The organism is Haloarchaeobius lipolyticus (genome assembly GCF_051208015.1).
Classification (GTDB): Archaea; Halobacteriota; Halobacteria; order Halobacteriales; family Natrialbaceae; genus Haloarchaeobius.
The window spans coordinates 808,295-829,327 of record NZ_JBPKGF010000002.1; the positions used below are offsets into that span (position 1 = coordinate 808,295).

Consider the following 21,033-nt stretch of genomic DNA (forward strand, 5'->3'; position numbering starts at 1 on the left):
TCGAGGGGGATGATCGGAACGGCGGTCGGGTGGGGATATCATACCCGAGCATGACAACGAAAGTCCAGGACACCGGCGTTCCGTCTGCCAGTTCCCGGGGGGAGAGAGCAAATATATACAAGTTCGTGTTCAAATCGGCGCAGAATTTCCGAAACCCTTTACTATACAAATTCTGTGGTTGGCCATACGTGCATCATGGGTTCAAGTGAGAGCACGGCCAACCAGACCACGTCCACGGGTGGGGACAGCTGGTTCGCCGACTACTTCGGCTTCGAGGAGCACGGGACCGATCTGAAAACAGAGATAGTCGCGGGTATCACGACCTTCCTGACGATGAGCTACATCGTCGCGGTCAACCCCGCTATCATGAGCGCCGCCGTGAAGATCGAGGGGTACTCGACCGGCCAGGTCATCCAGATGCTGGCGGTCGTCACCATCCTCGCCAGCGTCGTCGCGACGACGGTGATGGCGTTCTACGCGAACAGACCGTTCGCACAGGCGCCGGGGCTCGGCCTGAACGCGTTCTTCGCGTTCACGGTCGTCCTCGGGCTCGGCATCCCGTGGCAGACCGCACTCGCCGCGGTCTTCGTCGAGGGTATCGTCTTCATCATCCTCACCGCCGTCGGGGCGCGTGAGTACGTCGTTCGGCTCATCCCCGAACCGGTTAAGTTCTCGGTCGGAACCGGTATCGGCCTGTTCCTGGGCATCATCGGCCTGCAGGCGATGGGCGTCGTCACCCCCGACGAGGCGACGATGGTCACGCTCGGCTCGCTCGCCCAGAGCCCCGTCGCACTCGTCTCCATCCTCGGGCTGTTCCTCACGCTCGGACTCTACGCCCGCGGCGTGAAGGGCTCCATCATCATCGGCATCGTCGCCACCACGCTCGTCGGCTTCGCGCTGACGTTCCTCGGCGTCGTCAAGCCCGAGGTGCTGGCCGGTGCGTTCATCCAGGAGGGCGGCATCAACGCGGGGGCACTCCCCGCGGCGACCTACGACATCACGCCCCTCGTGGGCGCGTTCCTCTCCGGCTTCCAGAACGTCGAGGCGTTCACCTTCGCGCTGGTCGTCTTCACGTTCTTCTTCGTCGACTTCTTCGACACCGCCGGCACCCTCGTGGGCGTCGGACAGGCTGGTGACTTCCTCGACGAGGACGGCAACCTGCCCGACGTCGACAAGCCGCTGATGGCCGACGCGGTCGGCACCACCGCCGGCGGCATCCTCGGCACCTCGACCGTCACGACCTACATCGAGTCCGCGACCGGCGTCGAGGAGGGCGGCCGGACGGGCATGACGGCGCTCGTCGTCGCCGGCCTGTTCCTGGTCTCGCTCGTGTTCGTCCCGCTCGCGGCGGCGATTCCGATGTACGCCTCGCACCTGGCGCTGGTCGTCATCGCCATCCTGATGCTCCGGAACGTGGTCGAGATCCAGTGGGACGACATCACCCACGCGGTCCCGGCCGGCCTGACCATCATGATCATGCCGTTCACCTTCTCCATCGCGTACGGTATCGCGGCGGGCATCCTCAGCTACCCGCTGGTGAAGGCGGCCGCCGGTGAGCTGGACGACGTCTCCGCAGGACAGTGGGTGCTCGCGCTCGCGTTCCTCGGCTACTTCGCGGTACGGACGAGCGGAATGGTCGGCTGAGACGGGGTTCAGCTGTCCGGTTCCGGGCAGTCCACGCCGTCTGCGGCACACATCTCTTCTTCGTCTATCTCGTAGATGGTCACCTTCCCGCTCCGGTGCGCGACGGTGACGCCCTGCTTCGCGTCGAAGTCGTGGATACCGTACTCGGGCGATTCTGGCAGCGTCGACGCGCCGTAGCTCGTGCGCTCGTCGGGACCGACGTAGACGTACCTGACGTCGTACTCGGCCAGCAGCCGGGCCGAGGTCGACCAGTTCGCGACGTACATCTGTCTCGTGACCGCGAGCCGTTCGTCGAACGCCGCCCGTCCCCGGTAGCCAGCTTCGTGCTTCCAGCCGGCGACCGTCGGGAGCCCGCTCAGGGTGGCTGGCGCGGAGTGCCACTGGTAGAGGTCACCGCTCCCCTCGGTGAGTATCGTCGGCGTCCCTTCGCGAGCCTCCAGCCACTCGATTGCGGCATCCTCGTCCGGGGCGGCGTGTTCGACGTAAGCCGTCGAATCGAGCGTCAGGCCGTCGACGCCGCGGTGTTCGAGACCCGGGGCGACCGTCTCCGTGGCGACGAGCACGGGGAAGGCGCAGGTCGAACAGACCAGGACGACCAGCAGGAGGCTCTTCGCGACGGTTCCGGCGTTCCCGCGGAGGGTCTCCGATTTCCCGCGGAGCCTCTCCGTGTTCCCGTCGAGCGTCCCCGAATCCCCGCGACCCGTCCCGGACACGTCGCCGCCGCAGGTGGTTCGGTCGCCGACCAGCGCCGCCAGCTCCGACGCCCAGCCGGCGAGGACGGCGCCACCGGCGACGCCCCACAGCACCCACGCCTGCATGGATACCTTGTAGACGGTGTTCCAGCGGACCAGCGAGTTGAGCGGCCAGACCCGGGCGTAGGCGACCTCGACGACGAGGAGGAGGCCCGCGCCCGCGACGATCAACACGGGCGTGTAGCTGCCGCGCTGTCGGGCGAGGAGCCAGCCCCCGGCGACGAGGGGCGCGAGCAGGGTGAGCGCGGCGAAGTCGACCAGCAAGCCGGCGAGCGAGACGAGCGCGAGCGCGGCCACGGCTGCGGTCTGCGCACGGGAAGTGCCGGCCCACTCGCGGAGACGGGGCAGGACGACGACCGCGAACGGGACGACGAACAGCCCCCACGCGAGGACGAACGGGACGAGTGCGCTCCGGTCGGGCAAGAAGCCGACGCCACGACTGATCGGTGTGTGGTCGAGCAGGAAGGGGGCAGCGGTGATGACCCCGCCGAGCCCGACGGCGACGGCCGCGACGGCGGCACTTCCGAGCCGCGAGAGTTCCCGGTGAACGCGGCGGTCACCGGCCCACGATCGGAGCGGAGACGAGCGAAGCGGATGCGAGCTCGAACAGGCGACCGTGAGGAAGACGAGCCCGCAGGCGGTCGGCACGCTCCAGAGGTTCGTCAGCGCCAGCAGGCCGGCGAGCGGCGCGGCGGCTGCCAGAACGAGCCAGCGAGTCGGGTCGTCGTCGGGGGCGGTCCACCAGGAGAGACACAGCGCGACGACCAGCAGGGTGAACACCGGCGCGATGACGTGTGCGTGGAGGTCGCCGTTCACGTACTCCCACGACGGCGAGACGACGAGCGTCCCGTCGAGCACGTACCGCGTGTTCCAGAGCGACCAGTTCGACAGGCCGACGGTCTGGGTGAACGCCTGGGGATACGGCAGCCGGATGCCAGCGACGATGGCGCGACCGTAGGTCACGCCGACCGGTTCGGGGAGGAGACCGGCGGCGAGACGGGCGGCCGGCGCGAGGTTGTTGCCGAAGGCGACCAGCACGACGCCGAGCGACCCCCCCAGTCGGCGGGAGTGGCCGTTCTCGGTGGCGAGCCAGCCCGCAAGCCCGTACGCGCTCGTGGCGATGCAGGCGAAGAACGTCGGCATCGCGAGGTTGTAGGCGTAGCGAGCCTCGACGCCGGCGAGCATCGAGACGACGCCAGCGACGAGATGGCCGCCGTAGTAGTAGCGCACCCGCTCGCCGGCGAACCAGAAGTCGGCCGGCGGGAGCGCGTCGGCCCGGAGGACCGACTGGAGCAGTCCGTAGTCGAGGAACTTCTCGCCTCCCTGCGGGACCACGGCGGGATGGGCGAGTCGGACCGCGAGCATGGCCGCGAACGCGACCGCGAAGACCGCGACTGGTTCGATGGCGATACGACGAGGGACGGAGGGTGCGGCTCGACTCGCGAGGACGCTCGATCCGGCGAGGGCGACAACCGCGACGGCGACCGTCGTCCGGCCGAAGGTGACCTGACCGAGCCAGTAGGCGACCAGCGTCACGACCGCCAGCGACAGTGGGAGGGCGAACGCCAGGCCACGGTCGGGCGACCGGGGAAAGAGCGCTGCCGCGAGCGGGAGGCCGGCGAGCGTACAGAGGGCGAGTACGATGAGCCACACCACGATGGGGCTCACCAGCACGTCAGCGGGACATATCTTGCAACTGTACAAGTATCTTCTGTCGTGCTCGGGCTCCTGCCAACCGGGGGCACGGTTTGGAGTCACACGAATTCGTGTCGGAGTTTTATCACTACTTCTCGAGATTGGCGTCCGACCGGACTCGGCGTCTTCCCCGTGGTCTGGCGTGCGCGGTACACAGGACCGGGTCGCTCTTTAACACCCCAGACATACCGACGCGTATGACGAACCTCGAACTGTACTCGCTGCCCGGCTGCCCGTTCTGCGCGAAGGTGAAGTCGAAGCTCGCCGACCTCGACCTCGACTACGTCGAACACGAGGTCCCCCGCTCGCACGGTGAGCGGACCGAGGTGAAGGAGGTGAGCGGCCAGACCGGTGTCCCCGTCCTCGTCGACACGGAACACGGCATCGACGGGATGCCTGAATCGGACGACATCGTCGCCTACCTGGAGAAGACCTACGGCGACGGTTCGAGCGACTGACACGTTCGTCGAGCACGGTGGCCGTTCGGACTGCAAACCGTCGACACTCCACGGTAGACCGCCGTTCCGGCCAGTAGCTTGATTGCAGGAGCTGTGTTACTCCTTCTCGAACCGACCCTCCCGGACCGGTCAACGCGCTAGGACGGCCAGCTGACTCGCCCTCTCACCGTGCCGGGGGTGTCACCGATATCCACGAGTACCATGGCTGGAGTCACCCCCTATTTCGCCTCGCTCGTCGTCGTGGCGACGATCCTCTCCTCGATACTCCTGTTCGGCTGGTTCCGCCGACACGAACCGGCCGTCGAACCGTTCCTCGTCCTCACCGTCGGTGTCCTGCTCTGGACCGTCGGCTACGCGCTCAAGATACCGGCGACGACCGAATCCGCCTACCTGCTGTTCGACCGCGTGATGTGGCTCGGGGTGGTCGTCACGTCGCCCGCCTGGCTGGTGTTCACGCTCGACTACACGGGGCGCGAATCGGTCCTCACGAGGCGGTTCGTCGGGTTCCTCGCTGGACTCGGGGCACTCGACTACGTGCTCTACCTGTGGAACCCCGGCGGCGCTTACTACACCATCGTCTCGTTCTCACCACCACCACCGGTCGCGAGCGTCGAGTACGCGTTCGGCCCCCTGTTCTGGGCCCACCTGTCGTACCTCTACGTCGAGACGCTGATCGGGATGGGTCTGCTCGTCGGGCTGTTGCTTACCTCGACGGTCTACCGACGACGAGCCGTCGCGTTGCTGGTCGCCGTCACCGTGCCCGTATTCGCCAACCTGTTCAGCATCTTCGAACCCGTCGTCCTCCAGGTCGACCCGACGCCGTACTCGTTCGCCGTCTCGAGTCTCGCGGTCGGATTCGTCCTCTTCGACCGGCAGCTGTTCGACAGCCTCCCCGTCACCCGGTCGGTCACCGAGGAGGCCATCGTCTCGGCGTTCACCGGCGGCATCATCGTCCTCGACGCCGACGAACGCGTCGTCGAGTACAACGAACCGGCCGCCGCCATCGTCGAGAACGGGAGCTCGGTGTACGGCGAGTCGGTCGAGTCCGTCCTGCCCGTCGTCGCGGACGCGCTGACCGATTCCACCGGAACGACGAGCGTCGACGCGGTACTCGATGCGGGTGAGGGTCGTCGTCACTACTCGGCGTCCATCTCGCACGTCCACCGGCGCGACGGTACCCTCGTCGGACACGTCGTCTCGCTACACGACGTGACCCAGCGCATCCTCCGCGAGCAGCGCCTCGACGTTCTCAACCGGGTGCTCCGGCACAACGTCAGACAGGAGGCGACCCTGGTCCTCGGCCACACCTCGGCGATGGACGGCCCGGGGACCGACCAGGTGACGGAGGCGGTGGAGAACCTCGTCTCGCTGAGCGACCGTGCTCGACACGTCAGCGACGCACTGGACAGTGCCGGTCACGGACCCGAATCCGTCGACCTCGCGGTGACCGTCCGCGAGTCGGTCGCGGCCTTCCGCGACGAGCAGCCGTCCATCGACGTCTCCGTCACCGGGCCGGACAGCGCAACCGCCTTCGCCCACCCGTCGGTTCGCGAAGCTATCGACGAACTCCTCACGAACGCACATCAGCACGACCCGGGCCAGGACCCGTCGGTCTCCGTGACGGTCGCGGTCGATGCCGATGACGTGACGGTCAGCGTCACCGACAGCGGCCCGCCGATACCGGAGAGCGAACGATCCGTCCTCGCGGACGGAGGTGAGACCGCGCTCGAACACGGCGACGGACTGGGGCTGTGGCTGGTGAACTGGCTGGTCACCTCGTCCGGCGGTGACGTCCGATTCGAGCGAGAGACCGGCGGGAATCGGGTATCGATGTCGTTTCCGCGTGCTGACTGAATCGACCGGCTGCCGACAGCGGTGTCAGAGAATCAGGCTGGCTCTTCTTCGACCTCGGTCCGCTCGCGGATGAGGTCCCGTAGTTCGTCGGCGTCGCGGAGCTGTTCGACCTCCTCGCGCTCGATGATGGCCGTGCCGTCGACCGATTCGCGCTTCGAACGGTCGACGAAGTAGACCGAACGCGTCCGGGTGACGTTCCCGATGGAAGCCATGATTCGGGCGCGCTTCTCGGCCGTCTTCGTGAACGCGGAGTGGCCGGTGAGGATGGTGTCCTCGCGGACCTCGAACTCGTCGACCGGCCCCTCGTCGGCCTCGCTGTCCTCGCTGACGGTCTTGAACGGCGAGCGAAGCGTCGGGTGGACCTCGAAGCCGACGCGGGTCATCACGGTGACGATGGGCTCGTCGTCGGGGTCGGCTTCGGGGTCCTCCGGCGTCGGCTCGGCCTCCCGGACCTCCTCGGCCCCGTCGAGCACATCGACCGGTGAGGTCAACGGCGCGTCGAACAGCTCCTGCAGGCGCATCGCCACCTCGACGGAGGCGTTCATGCCGTCTTCGTACTTCGAGACCGTCCGGCGAGAGACGCCGAGTTCCGAGGCGAGTTGCCCGAGGCTCATGTCGTTCCGTTCGCGTTCGTCGGCGAGCAGGTCGCCGTCGAGGGTGACGTACAGGCCGCCCGGTGCCGCGTAGATGAGCGGCGGGACGCCCTCGATGAACAGGTCCATCGCCGTGTCGGGCGAGAGGACGGGGACGCCGTGACGGAAGTAGACCACGTCCGGTTTCAGGTCCTCGTTCCTGCTTCGCAGGCCGATGACCAGCGGTGTGGCGTCGAGATAGAGTCCGAGGCGGCGCATCTCCGCTCCGGTCGCGGCGTCGAACGCGTCGACGTTCGACAGCACCTTCACGAGCAGCAGCTCCTCGCCGCGGCGGGCCGCCACGTCGAAGCTCTTGGGACGAATCGCACACCGGTCACTCACCAGAAAGCCCGCGTCTCGGAGCATCGCAGTGAGGTTTCCGACCAGTGCATCCCGTGACATACGGGGGAATTAGCGATTCCTCGCATATATGTGTTGTGTCGAAGAGAGACGGGTCGAGTCGGGCGATTTCGGCGGGTGAGCCGACAGATTACGCCCCGGTCGAACCACCTCGCCCGAACCTTCACGTCGCTGGTGGCCGCCCTGTCGAACTGTATGACGGAAGTCGGTGCCGGTGACGGTGCGGTCCTCGACACCGCCGACAGGCTCGAGTACGCCGTGCTCGGAGTCCTCGTCCTCGCCGCCCTCGTCGTCCTTCTCACGGGCGTCCCTCACCCGTCTACGCTCTTCGCCGCGGTGTTGCTGGCGGGACTGGCGGTCGAAGCCTACCGGGACCTGCTTCGCGACGAGGAGTCCCCGTTGCGAAACTGCACGACGGGGACGTCGACGGTGCAGCTGCCGCCACCTCGGCCTACGCGCTCGAAATCTCGGTCGTCTGCGGCGGGTTCGGCGGCGCGCTGGTGCTCGTCGGGCTCTCGCTCTCGTGACCTATCGTCGGGTGCCGCGAGTCGAAACCCCCTAAGTCGTCGCCGCGCTCTCTCTACCCGATGACCGTCATCGGCCTCGACGACACAGACTCCCGCACCCGCGGGATGTGTACGACGTACGTCGCGAACCGGGTCGCGGACCGGCTCCGCGAATCGGGTGCGACCGTCAGGCGCATCCTCCTCGTGCGGCTCAACCCCGCAGTCGAGTTCAAGACGCGCGGGAACGCCGCGCTCGCCATCCACACGACGGCGGGTCTGGAATCGGCCGCGCGGGTCGCTCGAGAGGAGCTCGACGCCGCTGCCGAGGTCGACGACCCACGGACGAACCCTGGGCTCGTGGTCGCGCCGGGCGCACCCGAGTCCGTCCCCGACGAGGTGGCCTCGTTCGCGCGGAACGCCCTCCGCGACATCATCCCCGTCGAGCGGGCGGCGGAACTCGCCGACGCCGCGGGATACGCCACGGCCGGCTGGAAGAACGCACAGGGCCTCGTCGGGGCGCTCGCCGCGGTCGGTGCCTGGGCCGCCTTCGACGACTGGACCTACGAACACATCTCCTACCGCGAGCCCGAGGCGTGGGGCACCGAGCGCGAGATCGACTACGACTCGCTGTTCGCGGCCGCGGACGAGTGCTACCCCGAGACGTGGGACACCGTGGACAGGGCCGAGGGCGAGGCCGTCTGCGTTCCCCACACGCCCTGTCCCATCCTGTTCGGTATCCGTGGGGACGACCCCGACGCTTGCCGCCAGCTCGCCGCCAGCATCGACGCCGAACCGGTCCACGACGACGCCCTGTTCGTCACGAATCAGGGGACCGACGCCCACCTCGCCCCCGGCGAACTGGGGTCGCTGGAAGACGACCGGGCGTACCGGGTCGACGGCGTCGTCGCTACCGAACCCGAGACGAAGCGCGGCGGCCACGTCTTCTTCGAGCTCGAATCGGGTGAATCCGCCATCCAGTGCGCCGCCTTCGAGCCGACGAAGCGCTTCCGCGACCGCGTCCGCGCCCTCCGGGTAGGCGACCGTCTCACGGTCAGCGGCGAGGTCGGCGACGGGACGCTCAAGCTGGAGAAGTTCGCCGTCCGCGAGCTCCAGACGACGGAACTGGTGACACCCACCTGTCCCGACTGTGGCCGGACGATGAAGTCAGCCGGCCGGAACCAGGGGTACCGCTGTCGAGACTGCGGGACGAACTCCTCGGGGAAGGTCGAAACCGAGGTCGAACGCGACCTCGAACTCGGCTGGTACGAGGTGCCGCCGTGTGCCCGGCGACACGTCGCGAAACCGCTCGTCAGGGGCGGGTTCGACGCGACGGTACATCCGGAGCGGTAGCTGTCCCGAGTGCTAGCTGTCCGGAGCAGGAGTCACGAGACTACCCGAGCAGTTCCCACGCCGCCTCGAACCGCCGGTCGTGGTTCACGTGCATCGTCTCGCCACTCGCGGCGAAGGAGTCGGGCGTGAACCGGCCGACCTGTTGCACCTCGTTCCCCGCGACCGGCTCTCCGCTCGTCTCCTCGGCGCGGACCGCGAACCCGATGGAGACGACGGTCTTGCCCGGGAACGGCGTCTCCGCGAACGTATCGAGCAGCGCCAGCGCCGCCGGGTCGACCCGCACGCCGGTCTCCTCTTCCAGCTCGCGCGCTGCTGCCGCCTCCGGCGACTCCTCGACCTCCATGTGGCCGCCGGGCACCGCCCACTCGCCGATGCCGGGCTCGACGTCGCGCTGGGTGAGCAGGACGCCGTCGTCGGAGACCACGGCCACGCCGGCACACGGGACCGGGTTGTGCCAGACGATCTGCTCGCACGAGTCGCAGAACCGCCGCTCTCGGCCGTCGAACCGGCGCTCGGTTAGCTCGCTCCCACAATCGGGACAGAAACTGGCAGGATAGGTGGTCATCGAACTCGAACTCAGAGCGAGGTGAGCCCGCTCCCCGTCAGCGGAACGACCACGTCGTCGTCCTCGCCCACGACGCCCATCTCGCGGTACTTCGTGAGCGCGGCTGGCGCGACGGCGCAGGTCGGCTCGACGTAGAAGCCGCGGCGGTGCAGGGCGTCGAGCGTGTTCTCGACGATGTTCTCGCCGAGGGCGATGCAGTCGCCGTCGGTCGAGCGGAGCGCGTCGAGCAGCTGGCCCTGACGGGCGGGTTCGCGTATCTGGATGCCGTCTGCCATCTCGTTGGGGACGTCGTCGGCGACGTCCTCGGCGTCCGGCTCGCCGTGGAACCGTGCCGCGAGCGGCGAGTAACCGGCGGCCTGCGCGCCGAGCAGCCGTGGCATCGAGTCGATGATGCCGGCGCGGTGGAGCAGGTCGAAGCCGCGGTAGGCTCCCAGCAGAAGCGTGCCGTGGCCGACCGGCGTGACGACGGCGTCGGGGGCGGTCCAGTCGCGCTGGGCCGCGAGTTCGATGGCGAACGTCATCGTTCCGGCGTAGAACGCGGGGTTCCAGGCGTGGCTGGCGTACCAGCCCTCGCCAGCTTCGACCGCCTCGATGGCGGCGCGGGTGACGTCCTCGCGCGAGCCCTCGACGCGGACCGGACGGGCGCCCGAGCGCTGGATGGCCATCAGCTTCGACTGCTTGACGCTCGCGGGGACGTAGACGTCGGCCTCGATACCGGCACGGGCCGCGTAGGTCGCGATGGCAGAGCCGGCGTTCCCCGAGGAGTCCTCGATGACCTTCTCGACGCCGAGGCCGGCCGCCCGCGAGAGCGTGGTCGTCGCGCCGCGGTCCTTGAACGAGCCGGTGGGCGAGACGTACTCCAGCTTGAACTGGGCGTCCCAGTCCGGCGCGTCGACGAGCGGGGTGAAGCCCTCGCCCAGGGTGACGCGCTGGTCGACCGGGAGGAACTCGTGGAACGTCCAGAGACCGCGCCGGGTGTCGAGCTTGCTTATCGGGAGCGGATCGCCGTCGGGGAGCGGCGGGGTCTGCAGGTCGAGCGCGTGGCCGTCCTCGGGACAGCGCCACGGCTCGTCAGGGCCGGCGTCGTACTCGGTTCCGCATTCGGGACAGTAGAGGTATGGTATCGTCATCGTCAGTAGGTGTCGAGGTTGGTACCGACCGAGCAGACGTACTCGCCGGTCGCGACCTGTGGGAGCCGTCGAGTTCGCCAGAAAATACCGTCGGAGTCGGCGGTCACCTCGGCCTTCAGCTGCCCGAACGAGTCGGTGATACGGAAGATGGTGTCGCCGCGGTCGACTCGCTCGCCGATGTCGTGGGTGAACTGGACGAGGCCACCGGCCGGCGAGCCGTACTGGTCGAATCCCTTCGCGCGGGTCTGGGGTTCCACGGTGGCCGCCTCGTCGAGGAAGTCGTAGTACCGGAGGACGTTGAACAGCCCTTCGACGCCGATTTGGATGCTCTCGTGGTCGAATCCGACGGTCCCACCGAGCTCGGGGTCGATGGTCGGGATTCCCTCGTCCGGGCCGGCCCGCGCCAGCTGGCCGTCGGGACCCTTCTGGTCGAGGATGTGGCCCGCGCCGAACACCTTCGCCAGTTCGAGGCACTCCTTGTGGAGGCGGTGTCGACGGCCACAGCGGACCCGCGATTCGTGTATCATGCGACTATCCGACCCCTGGTGGAGGTCCAGGATGAAGTCGGCGTCGCGGGCGATGTCGAACGTCGCGGCCGCGAGTCGTTCGGAGGACGTCCCGTCCGGGTCGCCCGGGTACGTCCGGTTGAGCTTCGTGTCGTCGATGGGGTTCCGGTGTGAGTCTATCTGGAAGCCGTGGTAGTTGACGATGCCGACGAACCGTATCTCGCCGGCGAGTTCGGTCGGGTCTATCTGGGGGAACGCCTCCCGGATGACGCCGACGCCGTTCAGCTCGTTGCCGTCGCTCACCGCCTGCACGTAGAGGACCGGGCCGTCCCGCTCGCCGTTCACCACGGCGACGGGGAGACCGACCGGGCTGCCGTCGCGGGTCTCTCCCACGGTGAGTCGGCCCGTGTCGACCTCGCCAGGGGCCGCGCTCGCGGTTCCCAGGGTAGTCATTGGCGTAGAGAATGGTCGGTCCCCCTTTATGTGTTCGGTCTCGAAATCGGGGGGAGCCACCGATCCTTACCGCGGTAACTCGATGTTCCCGAAGTACTCCGCGCCGTTGCGGTGCATCCAGAAGCCGTACAGACCGTCGAGTGGTACTGCGTTCACGTCGGCCGGCTTGCTGTCTTCCTGCCAGCGGAACCGGTCGCCGTCCATCCAGAGATACATCGTCGTGCCGGCCTCGATGCGACGGTCGAGCTGGCGGTAGCCCCAGTTTCCGCGGCCGTCACCACCGTCACCGGTGCGGCGTTCGTAGAGGACGACGTCCGTCTCCGGGAGGATGGCGTTGCCACCCCCGTGCTCCATCTCGACGAACCGTCCATCGTCGGTGATGCGTGCGGTGACCTGTGGGGCTCGTTCGACGGCCGTCTCGAGCCACTCGGGTTTCGCCGTGTCGGTCGATCCGACGTCGGTGGTCCGGAGGTCGACCGTCCAGAGCATGAGTCTGTCCTCCTCCTCGTGGACGAACTCGAACTCGACGGTGAACCGGGAGACGACGCCCGATTCCTGGACGACGCCCTCCCCCGAGAACGAGGTTACCTCGGCCGCCTCGTACTCCTCCTTCAGCGCGGCCGGCGTGTCGACCCCCTCTGCGGAGATGCTCCACGATTGGCCGTCGTCGTTCAGTTCGGGCGCATCCCAGTCGCCCGCGAGAATCATGTTCCGGAGCCGGCGCGCCCGGCTGAGCTCCTCGAGGTCCAGTCGCCGCCGGTCCTTTCCGTAGGTCGGCTCACCCCCGACCTCCTGTCGCCAGTACGCTCCGTCGTGCGTGAGGAACATCCCGACGCCGGAGCCGTCGATAGTCTGCTGGAGAGCCCCCTCTTCACCGACCGTCACCTCGAACGCCTCCATCGTCTCTCCCCGCGTCAGGTTCACGCCGCGGAACGTCGTCGTGAACGTTGTCCGAGAGAGCGCGTTCTGGTGTGCGTCCGCGAGGAACGGTTTCACGGTGTCGCCCTGGAGACCGGGCGGAGCATCCGCAGGTGGTTCGGTCCCCGTCGCCGTTCCAGTAGCGGTCTCGCTCCGCGGGTCGGCGGCTCCCTGGTCACTCTCGTCGCCGTCCGGTGTCGTCGGTCCGCTGCCCGCCTCACTCAACCGGAGGCACCCGGCTCCCGCCGTCAGTACCCCCACCGCACTCAGCAATCCCCGTCGCTTCATGTTAGTGCGGTAGATTGTCACGATATCCTAAAAATCCGACGGCTCCGGCGACCGGAGCAGGACGCCACCCATTCGTTCGCCTCCCGAGGCCTCCAGATGCGATCTGTTCTCGCAGGGGCCTGCGACCGAACCAGTTTTCCAGCTGTCACCCGCACTCCCTCGCGTGACAGACCGCGAGGTAACGGCAGGCGAGCCACCCGGCGCGCTCACCTACTTCCGCCAGTTCTTCGCGCTGGAGCGCGACGTGTTCGTCCTCTCCGTCGCGATGTTCGCGTTCAGCCTTGGTTTCCAGATGACGGGGCGCTACATGGCGGAGTACATCGTCGCACTCGGCGGTGCCTCCGTCGTCGTCGGTCTGTACGGGAGCTTCGGCAACCTCATCTCGGCGGTCTATCCGTACCCCGGTGGAGCCATCTCGGACCGCATCGGTTCCCGGACCGCCCTGACGGCCTTCGGCCTCGCCTCGGCGCTCGGTTTCGCCGTCTGGCTGGTCGCGCCGGGCCTGTCGGTGGGCCCCGTCCCGGCGTGGGCCTGGCTGTTCGTCGGGTTGCTGCTCGCGCAGGCCTGGAAGTCGTTCGGCCTGGGCGCGACGTTCGCCATCGTCAAGCAGTCGGTCCCGGACGAGGAGCTCGCGACCGGCTTCGCCAGCACGGAAACCTTCCGTCGGGTGGCGTTCCTCGTCGGGCCGCTCATCGCCGCGGGACTGGTCGCCAGGTACGGTTTCGACCTCGGCTTCCGCTACGTACTCGCCGTCGCAGTCCTCGTCGCCCTCCTCGCGACCGTGGCACAGTACCGGCTCTACGACGCCGAGGGCGATTCCTTCGGAGAACAGTTCGCGGGTCTCTCGCAGGTGCGGGACGACCTCACCTCGCTCCCGTCGCCCCTCCGCCCCCTGCTCGTCGGTGACACGCTCGTCCGGTTCGCCAACGGGATGGTCTACGGCTTCGCCGTCCTCGTCATCACGCGCTACCTCGAGACCGACGCCACAGTTCTCGGCATCTACCTCCCGCCGGCGGCCCTGTTCGGTGTCTTCGTGGCCATCGAGATGGCGGTGGCCCTGCTGACGATGGTCCCCGTCGCGAAGGCCGCCCGCCGCGTCGGCCTCGTCCCCGTCGTCGGCCTCGGTTTCTTCGTCTACGCGGTCTTCCCGGTCATGCTGGTCAACGCGCCAGACGGAGGGGTCTCGGTGGCAGGGTTACGGTTCTCCGAGGCGGTCGTCGTCGGAGCCATCTGGGCCTTCTCCGGGCTCCGGTTCGCCGGTCTCCCGGCGCACAAGGCGCTCATCGTCGGCCCAGCCCGGCGAGGCGCTGGCGGTCGGGTCACGGGCTCCTACTACCTCGTCCGCAACGGCGTGACGATTCCGAGCGCCGCCGTCGGCGGTGTGCTCTACGGGAGTGCCGGCCTCACACTCGCCGGAACGACGCTCACCGGGCCACAGCTCGCCTTCTCGCTGGCGACGGTCGTCGGGCTCGTCGGGACGGCGTACTTCCTCGCGAGGGGCGAGGAGTTCGAGGCGTACGCCTGAGCACGGAGGGGCCGTCGGCCACTCGGATACCGACGCGAATTTGTCTCTCTCCTCCCAACCCTCGCCCGTGAGCGAGAACACCGACGTCTCCGACGGTGAAGTCACCGACGTCTCCCACGGTGAGGTCACCGAGGCCGGCGTCTCCGACGCCGACCGCTCCGACGACCGCCCGGACCGGCCGCCGACGCTCCGCTTCTTCGACGCGCTCGGGGTCCGCCGGAACGCCCGGTTCGGCGCGGCGGCGGGGCTCGTGCTCGCGTTCTCGCTGTTCGTCTTCTTCGTCGTGCTGCCGAGCCTGCAGGCCGGCGTCCGCCCGCGGACCGAGTCTCCGGTCCTGTTCGTCGTGCTGGCGTTCGTCGTCTTCGTCTCGACGGCGCTGTTCGTCGCGACGATTCTGACGGTTCGAACCGCCTTCCGACTGCTCGCCTCACCCCCGAGATGGGTTCGCCGCGGCGGGACGGTCGGGGCGCTGGGTGGATTGGCGTGGGTAGGCATCGGGCTCGCCGTCACGGCCGCTGCCCTCGGCGATTCAGGGTCGCCTGCCGAAGGGATTCATCTCTGGCTCTCGGCCACCTCGCTCCTCCTCCTTCCGGGTTCCTGGGCGGTCTATACCCGCGTGAAGCGGGTATCGGGCGGCGAAGCGCGGTTCGGGGCCGTCGTCGCGATGCTCGGTGCGCTCGCGACACACGTAGCTGCAGTGCTCGACCCGGGTCCAATCCTGGGGACCGTGTCGGAGATAACGCTGACTCCGGCCGTCGCCGCCATCACGGTCCTCGCGGTCGGCTCTGTTGTCCTGGCCGTGACGGCCAGCCCCGAACTCGGTCGTGCGGGGTCGGCTGCATCGGGATTCGCAGGGCTCGCGCTCGTCGGTCTCGGTTCGATCATCGTCGTCGAGTTCGCCACTTCGGTCGGCGCGTTCGTCGTCGTCCCGCTCGGTCTCGCGTGGCTCTCGCTCGGTTACGCGTGTCGCACCTCGCCCGAACCGGCTGGCTGGGACCCGGGCGAACGAGAAGAGACCATCCTACAGAGCGAGTAGCGGCCCTACTCCGAACCGAGTGGCGGCCCTACTCCAGGTCGTCGAGCGATTCGTCTCCCGCCAGTTCGGCGAGTCGGGTCGCGCCGGCCCGCGTCCCCTTCGCGATGAAGACGTCGCCGGCGTGGAGCTTCGTGTTCGGGCCGGGCGATATCTCCCACTCGGCACCTGCCTCGTGAGTGTGCCGTACCCCGATGACGCGCATGCCCGTCTCGGTCTTGACCATCTGCTCGCCGAGCGTGGTGCCCGCGAGCTGGCTGTCGGGAGCGACACGGAGGCGGACGATGACCTCTTCGGACTCGAAGACGGCCTCCGCGACGACCGGGTGGGTACCCATCCCGCGGAGGACGCCCTCGGCTATCTCGAGTGCGGCGTCGGAGATGACCTCCGTCGCTTCGGCGAGGTGCATCAGCCCGCGGAGGGCGACCGGGTCGTCGACCCGACTCGCCGCCTGCAGCACCCACGCCTCGAAGCGTGACTCGAGCGCGTCGACCTCGGCCTCGAGTTCGGCGACCTCCTCGGCCAGCGCGTCGCTGCCGTAGAGGACCGAGCCGTAGGCGAGGTCGACCGCGAGCTCGCTCATGTTCTTCATCAGCACGATGGAGTCGACCGCCCGTTCGAGGTCGTCGATGCCCGGTTCGACGGGTTCGGGGGCGACGAACTCGTCACCGGTGACGGTCTCGTAGACGGCCGCGACGTTCTCCTCGGAGCCACGCATCAGGACCACGTCGCCAGTTTCGAGGACGGTGTTCTGGTCGGGGCTGAGCAACCAGTCGCCACCGCGCCGGATGGCGATGATGCGGATGCCCGTCTCGGTCTCCAGGTTGAGGTCGCCCAGACTCTCGCCGGCGACGCGAGAATCGCCCGCGACTGTCGCCCTGAGGACCGTCTCGACGGCTTCCGGAAGGGCCGCTCTGAGGGCGTCCGGCAGGCCAATCTCTTCGAGGACGACCTTCGCGATGTCGCCGGTCGCGTCGCTTATCTTCTCGGTCGCGCCGACGACACCCAGTACGGGTGCGAGCTCCTCGGCGTCCTCCGGCGAGCGGGCGGCCATCATGAGGCTCATCCGCGCGCGCATCTGGAAGACGTCCATACGGTCTTCGAGTTCGAGCACCTCCTCCGCCACCTCCGCACTGCCCAGCAACACGGCCGAGTAGGAGAGATCTATCATCAGCTCGGCGGTGTCTTTCATCTCCGAGAGCACCTCCTTGACGCTCACGGGCTCGTACTCCACGTCACCGGCGTCGTCCATGGCCCAGCGTTGGCCGGGCCGCGAGAAAAGCGTTGCCCGGGGCGACCGACCGGGTGGTTCCATGCTCAACAACCACTGTATCATGTCGTGTAGGGAGGACGTCGGCCGGCATCACCGTGTCGCCGGGGTGATGCGTCGTGGTTGCGCATGACAACCAGCTTCTATTTTCCGGGGGAGAACCCCCGTAGCCGCCGGAAACAGCGTTTCGCAGGAAACGTCGTAAACGACAATGTTTTTCGGTGCAGGTTGTGAACCCCCAGAGTATGTCTGATGACCTCAAGAAAGGGCTGGAGGGCGTTCTGGTTGCCGAATCCGAACTGAGCTTCATCGACGGTGACGAAGGACGTCTCATCTACCGCGGGTACGCCATCGAGGACCTCGCCCGCGACGCCAGCTACGAGGAGGTCCTGTACCTCCTCTGGCACGGGAACCTCCCCAATCGGTCCGAACTCGACGAGTTCACCGCGACGATGGCCGAAGAGCGCCACGTCGACGAGGGAATCATGGCGACGGTCCGCGAGCTCGCAGAGCAGGACGAGAACCCGATGGCCGCGCTCCGGACGACCGTCTCGCAGCTTTCGGCGTACGACCCCGACACAGGAGCCGAGCCGACAGACGAGGACGCGAACCTCCGCAAGGGTCGCCGCATCACGGCGAAGATCCCGACCATCCTCGCCGCGTACGTCCGTCTCCGCGACGGCGACGACGTCGTCGAACCGCGCGACGACCTGAGCCACGCCGCGAACTTCCTCTACATGCTCAACGGCGAGGAGCCCGACGACGTGCTGGCAGAGACCTTCGATATGGCGCTCGTCCTCCACGCCGACCACGGTCTGAACGCCTCGACGTTCACCACGATGGTCATCTCCTCGACGCTGGCCGACCTCCACTCGGCAATCCCCGGCGGCATCGGCGCCCTCTCCGGTAGCCTGCACGGTGGCGCGAATCAGGACGTCATGGAGGCGCTCCTCGAACTCGAGGAGTCCGGCAAGGACCCCGTCGAGTGGGTGCAGGACCGACTCGATTCGGGCGAGCGCGTGCCCGGCTTCGGCCACCGCGTCTACAACGTCAAGGACCCCCGCGCGAAGATCCTTTCTGAGAAGTCCGAGGAACTCGGCGAGGCCGCCGGCACGACCCAGTGGCACGAGTACTCGGTCGCCATCGAGGAGTTCCTCGGCGAGGAGAAGGGTCTCGCCCCGAACGTCGACTTCTACTCCGCCTCGACCTACTACCAGATGGGCATCCCCATCGACATCTACACGCCCATCTTCGTGATGAGCCGTGTCGGTGGCTGGGTCGCACACGTTCTGGAGCAGTACGACGACAACCGGCTCATCCGGCCGCGTGCTCGGTACACCGGCCCCACCGACGCCGAGTTCGTCCCCGTCGACCAGCGGTAAGGAGCCCGCTCCTCTCCGCGAGGAGGGAACGGAGCGAAGCGAAGTTCCCGACGAGCGCTTTTGTCCCAGCTTTTGCCGAGCGAGCGCCAGCGAGCGCAGCGCAAAAGGTGGCCGTCGACCAGCGGTAAGGAGCCCGCTCCTCTCCGCGAGGAGGGAACGGAGCGAAGCGAAGTTCCCGACGAGCGCTTTTGTCCCACCGAGAATCCGGAGCTTCTCGAGCCTTCACTCGCGATTCTCGTGAAGACAGCTTTTGCCGAGCGAGCGCGATATCGGCGACAGTACAGGCCGCAGACAAGTGCCGCCGGTAACCACCGTTCACGGCCCCGTGACGACGGTATCTGGACATCTGGGGCCGAAACCACTTAATCGTAGTACCACGTGTTTTGTCGATAGTTGACAAGCAACAGGAGTCTCCGATGACTAGTTCCAACGTGCCGCCGCTCACCATCCTCTGCGTCGATGCCGACGCAGACCGCCGGGGGGCCCTGGTCGAGACCATCGAGGGTACGACCGAAGCGACGGTCGAGACGGCCGCATCCGCTGCTGGTGCTCGTAAGCGAGCCAGCGAGGGCGCCAGGCAGTTGGACTGCGTCCTGACCGCAGAGACGGTTCCGGACTCGACGGACGTGGGGTGCGTGAGGGCGGTGCGTGACGTGACCGACGAACTGCCGGTCGTGGTCATCGCGGACGACCGGCTCGCCGTCGCGGAGGTGGCGCTCGACGCCGGGGCGACCGACGTGGTCGAACGGGGAAATGACACGGCGACGCGGCTGGCCGCCCGCCGTGCCGTCGACGCGGCACGCTCCTACCGACGTGCGGACAGACGGTCGGACAGTGCCCGGGTAGCGACCCTGTTCGAGAACACGACCGACGCGATCGTCGAGGCGGAGCTCGACGGCGACTGTGCGATCATCACGAAGGCGAACCGGTCGTTCGGTGAGGTGTTCGGGTACGACCCGGGCGAGCTGGTCGGAAAAGACATCGACGAGGTCGTCCTGCCACCGGACCGTCAAGACGAGGGGAAGGACCTCAATCGGCGGGTCGCCAGTGGCGAGCGCGTCGAGATGGAGGGCCAGCGACTCGCCGCGGACGGATTGCGGGACTTCCTCCTGCGGAGCGTCTGCGTCGAGGACGACAGCGACCGTGCCTACTTCGTCTACACGGACATCACCGAGCGGAAGCGACGGGAAGAGATGCTGCGGATGCTACACGACTCCATCCGCGAACTGATGGTCGCTGAGACGAGAACCGACGTGGCATCGCGGGCGGTCGCCACGGGCGTCAACGTTCTCGGACTCCCGAAGACGACCATCTACCTCGCCGACGGCGACGACGAGCTGGTTCCCGCCGCGTCGACCGAGGGAGACATCGAGCGCGTTCCACTCGACCGCGAGTCGCCCATCCGTGCTGCGTTCCTCTCCGGAGAGTTCGCCGTCTGCACCCCTCCCGGGACGGACGGTCCACTGCTGGCGGTCCCGTTGATGGAACACGGGGTGCTCACCGCGGGAACGGTCCCCCGCGACGCTCTGGTCGACACGACCGTCCAGGTGGCCGAACTCCTTGGCGCGCACATCGTCGCCGCGCTCGACCGGGCGGCACGAGAGGACCTGCTCCGCGAACGAGAGGCCGAGCTGAAGGAGCAACGCGACCGGTTCGCGGCACTGTTCGAGAACATCCCAGACCCGGCCGTCTCCTACGTATTCGGGCCCGACGGGACGATGCGAGTCACGTCGGTCAACTCCGCCTTCGAGGAGGTGATGGGCTACGACGCCAAGAGCGTGGTCGGCAACGACCTCGACCAGTTCATCGTGCCGCCGGCCGGAGCGACCGAGGCGGCCGAGTTTAACGAGGAGCTCATCGACGGGAACACGCTCCACGTCGAGGTCCAGCGCCAGACCGCGAACGGGGTACACGACTTCTTGCTTCACGGCGTTCCCGTGACCCTCGGTGAACGGAGCGTCTTCGGCTTCGCCATCTACTCGGACACGACCGAACAGAAAGAGCGCGAGCGCGAACTCAGACGCCAGAACGAGCGGCTCGACGAGTTCGCCAGCATCGTCAGCCACGACCTGCGCAACCCGCTGACCGTCGCCCGTGGACATCGCGACATCCTCGCGTCGGAGTACGACCACGATTCGCTCGTCGAGCTCGAGTGGGCGTTCGACCGGATGGAGAGCCTCATCGACGACGTCCTCGAACTCGCCCGACAGGGGAAGGCGGTCGAGGACCCCGAGCCCGTCCCGTTCGGTGCGGTCGTCCACAGTGCCTGGGCGTCCTGCCACACCCGCGACGCCAAACTGTCCATCGAAGACGACTTCCCCGCCGTGCTCGCCGACGCCGGGCGACTTTCTGCGCTGTTCGAGAACCTGTTCCGGAACGCCGTCGAACACGGTGGCGAGGACGTGACCGTGACCGTTTCGCGGACGCCGAACGGCTTCACCGTGAGCGACGACGGCCCCGGCATCGCCGACACCGACGTCGACTGCGTGTTCCAGCAGGGGTTCACGACCATCCCCGACGGGACCGGGTTCGGGCTGGCTATCGTCGAAGACGTCGCCGACGCCCACGGCTGGACCGTCTGCATTGATCAGGACCACGCTTCCGGCGGTGCTCACTTCGTCTTCTCGGGCGTGACGTGGGGAGACGAGGAGCGTGCCGACTCCGACCTTCCCTGAGTGGAGAGCGGCCATCGGGCGAGCCGCCCTGGTCACG

15 protein-coding genes are annotated in these 21,033 nt (G+C 67.7%); 8 read left to right on the plus strand and 7 right to left on the minus strand.

Features of this window, described 5'->3' with window-relative positions; all coding sequences use genetic code 11:
• Positions 1-195 precede the first annotated feature (195 nt).
• Entirely contained in the window at positions 196-1,644 is a 1,449-nt protein-coding gene (locus ACSC1Y_RS07110) for an NCS2 family permease (RefSeq protein ID WP_435334041.1), read from the plus strand.
• Positions 1,645-1,652: 8 nt separating this feature from the next.
• Here the strand turns inward: ACSC1Y_RS07110 and ACSC1Y_RS07115 are convergent, their stop codons facing one another.
• Positions 1,653-4,064 (minus strand): DUF2298 domain-containing protein, encoded by a 2,412-nt coding sequence (locus ACSC1Y_RS07115; RefSeq protein WP_435334042.1) that lies wholly within the window; start codon positions 4,062-4,064, stop codon positions 1,653-1,655.
• Positions 4,065-4,288: 224 nt separating this feature from the next.
• Here ACSC1Y_RS07115 and ACSC1Y_RS07120 point away from each other — a divergent pair, with 224 nt between their 5' ends.
• A complete protein-coding gene (locus tag ACSC1Y_RS07120) occupies positions 4,289-4,549 on the plus strand; it encodes a glutathione S-transferase N-terminal domain-containing protein (protein WP_435334043.1) in 261 nt (86 codons plus the stop codon).
• Positions 4,550-4,750: 201 nt separating this feature from the next.
• Entirely contained in the window at positions 4,751-6,403 is a 1,653-nt protein-coding gene (locus ACSC1Y_RS07125; RefSeq protein WP_435334045.1) for a histidine kinase N-terminal 7TM domain-containing protein, read from the plus strand.
• Between the two features lie 32 nt (positions 6,404-6,435).
• Here ACSC1Y_RS07125 and ACSC1Y_RS07130 read toward each other — a convergent pair whose 3' ends face one another.
• Positions 6,436-7,437 carry a transcriptional regulator gene (locus ACSC1Y_RS07130; RefSeq protein WP_435334046.1) on the minus strand — a complete coding sequence of 334 codons (1,002 nt, stop codon included), beginning with the start codon at positions 7,435-7,437 and terminating at the stop codon, positions 6,436-6,438.
• A 545-nt stretch (positions 7,438-7,982) separates the two neighbouring features.
• On the opposite strand from ACSC1Y_RS07130, the gene ACSC1Y_RS07135 reads away from it, so the two are divergent.
• On the plus strand, positions 7,983-9,251 hold the full coding sequence (locus ACSC1Y_RS07135; RefSeq protein WP_435334047.1) for a TiaS agmantine-binding domain-containing protein: 1,269 nt from the start codon (positions 7,983-7,985) through the stop codon (positions 9,249-9,251).
• Between the two features lie 40 nt (positions 9,252-9,291).
• Here ACSC1Y_RS07135 and ACSC1Y_RS07140 read toward each other — a convergent pair whose 3' ends face one another.
• The 4 genes from ACSC1Y_RS07140 to ACSC1Y_RS07155 all read right to left on the minus strand — a co-directional run bounded on the left by ACSC1Y_RS07140 (position 9,292) and on the right by ACSC1Y_RS07155 (position 13,111).
• Positions 9,292-9,816, minus strand: a complete 525-nt coding sequence (locus tag ACSC1Y_RS07140) for an NUDIX domain-containing protein (protein WP_435334048.1) — start codon at positions 9,814-9,816, stop codon at positions 9,292-9,294.
• An 11-nt stretch (positions 9,817-9,827) separates the two neighbouring features.
• A complete protein-coding gene (locus ACSC1Y_RS07145; protein ID WP_435334050.1) occupies positions 9,828-10,946 on the minus strand; it encodes a pyridoxal-phosphate dependent enzyme in 1,119 nt (372 codons plus the stop codon).
• Positions 10,947-10,948: 2 nt separating this feature from the next.
• On the minus strand, positions 10,949-11,905 hold the full coding sequence (locus ACSC1Y_RS07150; RefSeq protein ID WP_435334051.1) for a succinylglutamate desuccinylase/aspartoacylase family protein: 957 nt from the start codon (positions 11,903-11,905) through the stop codon (positions 10,949-10,951).
• Positions 11,906-11,971: 66 nt separating this feature from the next.
• A complete protein-coding gene (locus ACSC1Y_RS07155) occupies positions 11,972-13,111 on the minus strand; it encodes a hypothetical protein (protein WP_435334052.1) in 1,140 nt (379 codons plus the stop codon).
• A 163-nt stretch (positions 13,112-13,274) separates the two neighbouring features.
• On the opposite strand from ACSC1Y_RS07155, the gene ACSC1Y_RS07160 reads away from it, so the two are divergent.
• The gene (locus tag ACSC1Y_RS07160; RefSeq protein ID WP_435334053.1) at positions 13,275-14,636 is read left to right on the plus strand and encodes an MFS transporter; all 1,362 of its coding nucleotides are present in this window, start codon (positions 13,275-13,277) and stop codon (positions 14,634-14,636) included.
• A 67-nt stretch (positions 14,637-14,703) separates the two neighbouring features.
• Positions 14,704-15,672, plus strand: a complete 969-nt coding sequence (locus ACSC1Y_RS07165) for a DUF7536 family protein (protein ID WP_435334055.1) — start codon at positions 14,704-14,706, stop codon at positions 15,670-15,672.
• Between the two features lie 28 nt (positions 15,673-15,700).
• Here the strand turns inward: ACSC1Y_RS07165 and ACSC1Y_RS07170 are convergent, their stop codons facing one another.
• Entirely contained in the window at positions 15,701-16,921 is a 1,221-nt protein-coding gene (locus ACSC1Y_RS07170; protein WP_435334057.1) for a potassium channel family protein, read from the minus strand.
• A 263-nt stretch (positions 16,922-17,184) separates the two neighbouring features.
• Between ACSC1Y_RS07170 and citZ the strand changes: the two genes are divergently transcribed.
• Entirely contained in the window at positions 17,185-18,321 is a 1,137-nt protein-coding gene (gene citZ, locus ACSC1Y_RS07175; RefSeq protein ID WP_435334059.1) for a citrate synthase, read from the plus strand.
• A gap of 416 nt (positions 18,322-18,737) precedes the next feature.
• Positions 18,738-20,996, plus strand: coding sequence for a PAS domain S-box protein (locus ACSC1Y_RS07180; protein WP_435334061.1), 2,259 nt, complete (start codon positions 18,738-18,740; stop codon positions 20,994-20,996).
• Positions 20,997-21,033 lie beyond the last annotated feature (37 nt).

Excerpts from the sequence above, each read along its gene's own strand:
- ACSC1Y_RS07110 (WP_435334041.1), top strand. The coding sequence starts at position 196 with ATGGGTTCAAGTGAGAGCACGGCCAACCAGACCACGTCCACGGGTGGG.
- ACSC1Y_RS07120 (WP_435334043.1), top strand. The coding sequence starts at position 4,289 with ATGACGAACCTCGAACTGTACTCGCTGCCCGGCTGCCCGTTCTGCGCG.
- ACSC1Y_RS07125 (WP_435334045.1), top strand. The coding sequence starts at position 4,751 with ATGGCTGGAGTCACCCCCTATTTCGCCTCGCTCGTCGTCGTGGCGACG.
- ACSC1Y_RS07130 (WP_435334046.1), bottom strand. The coding sequence starts at position 7,437 with ATGTCACGGGATGCACTGGTCGGAAACCTCACTGCGATGCTCCGAGAC.
- ACSC1Y_RS07135 (WP_435334047.1), top strand. The coding sequence starts at position 7,983 with ATGACCGTCATCGGCCTCGACGACACAGACTCCCGCACCCGCGGGATG.
- ACSC1Y_RS07140 (WP_435334048.1), bottom strand. The coding sequence starts at position 9,816 with ATGACCACCTATCCTGCCAGTTTCTGTCCCGATTGTGGGAGCGAGCTA.
- ACSC1Y_RS07145 (WP_435334050.1), bottom strand. The coding sequence starts at position 10,946 with ATGACGATACCATACCTCTACTGTCCCGAATGCGGAACCGAGTACGAC.
- ACSC1Y_RS07150 (WP_435334051.1), bottom strand. The coding sequence starts at position 11,905 with ATGACTACCCTGGGAACCGCGAGCGCGGCCCCTGGCGAGGTCGACACG.
- ACSC1Y_RS07155 (WP_435334052.1), bottom strand. The coding sequence starts at position 13,111 with ATGAAGCGACGGGGATTGCTGAGTGCGGTGGGGGTACTGACGGCGGGA.
- ACSC1Y_RS07170 (WP_435334057.1), bottom strand. The coding sequence starts at position 16,921 with ATGGACGACGCCGGTGACGTGGAGTACGAGCCCGTGAGCGTCAAGGAG.
- citZ (WP_435334059.1), top strand. The coding sequence starts at position 17,185 with ATGTCTGATGACCTCAAGAAAGGGCTGGAGGGCGTTCTGGTTGCCGAA.
- ACSC1Y_RS07180 (WP_435334061.1), top strand. The coding sequence starts at position 18,738 with ATGACTAGTTCCAACGTGCCGCCGCTCACCATCCTCTGCGTCGATGCC.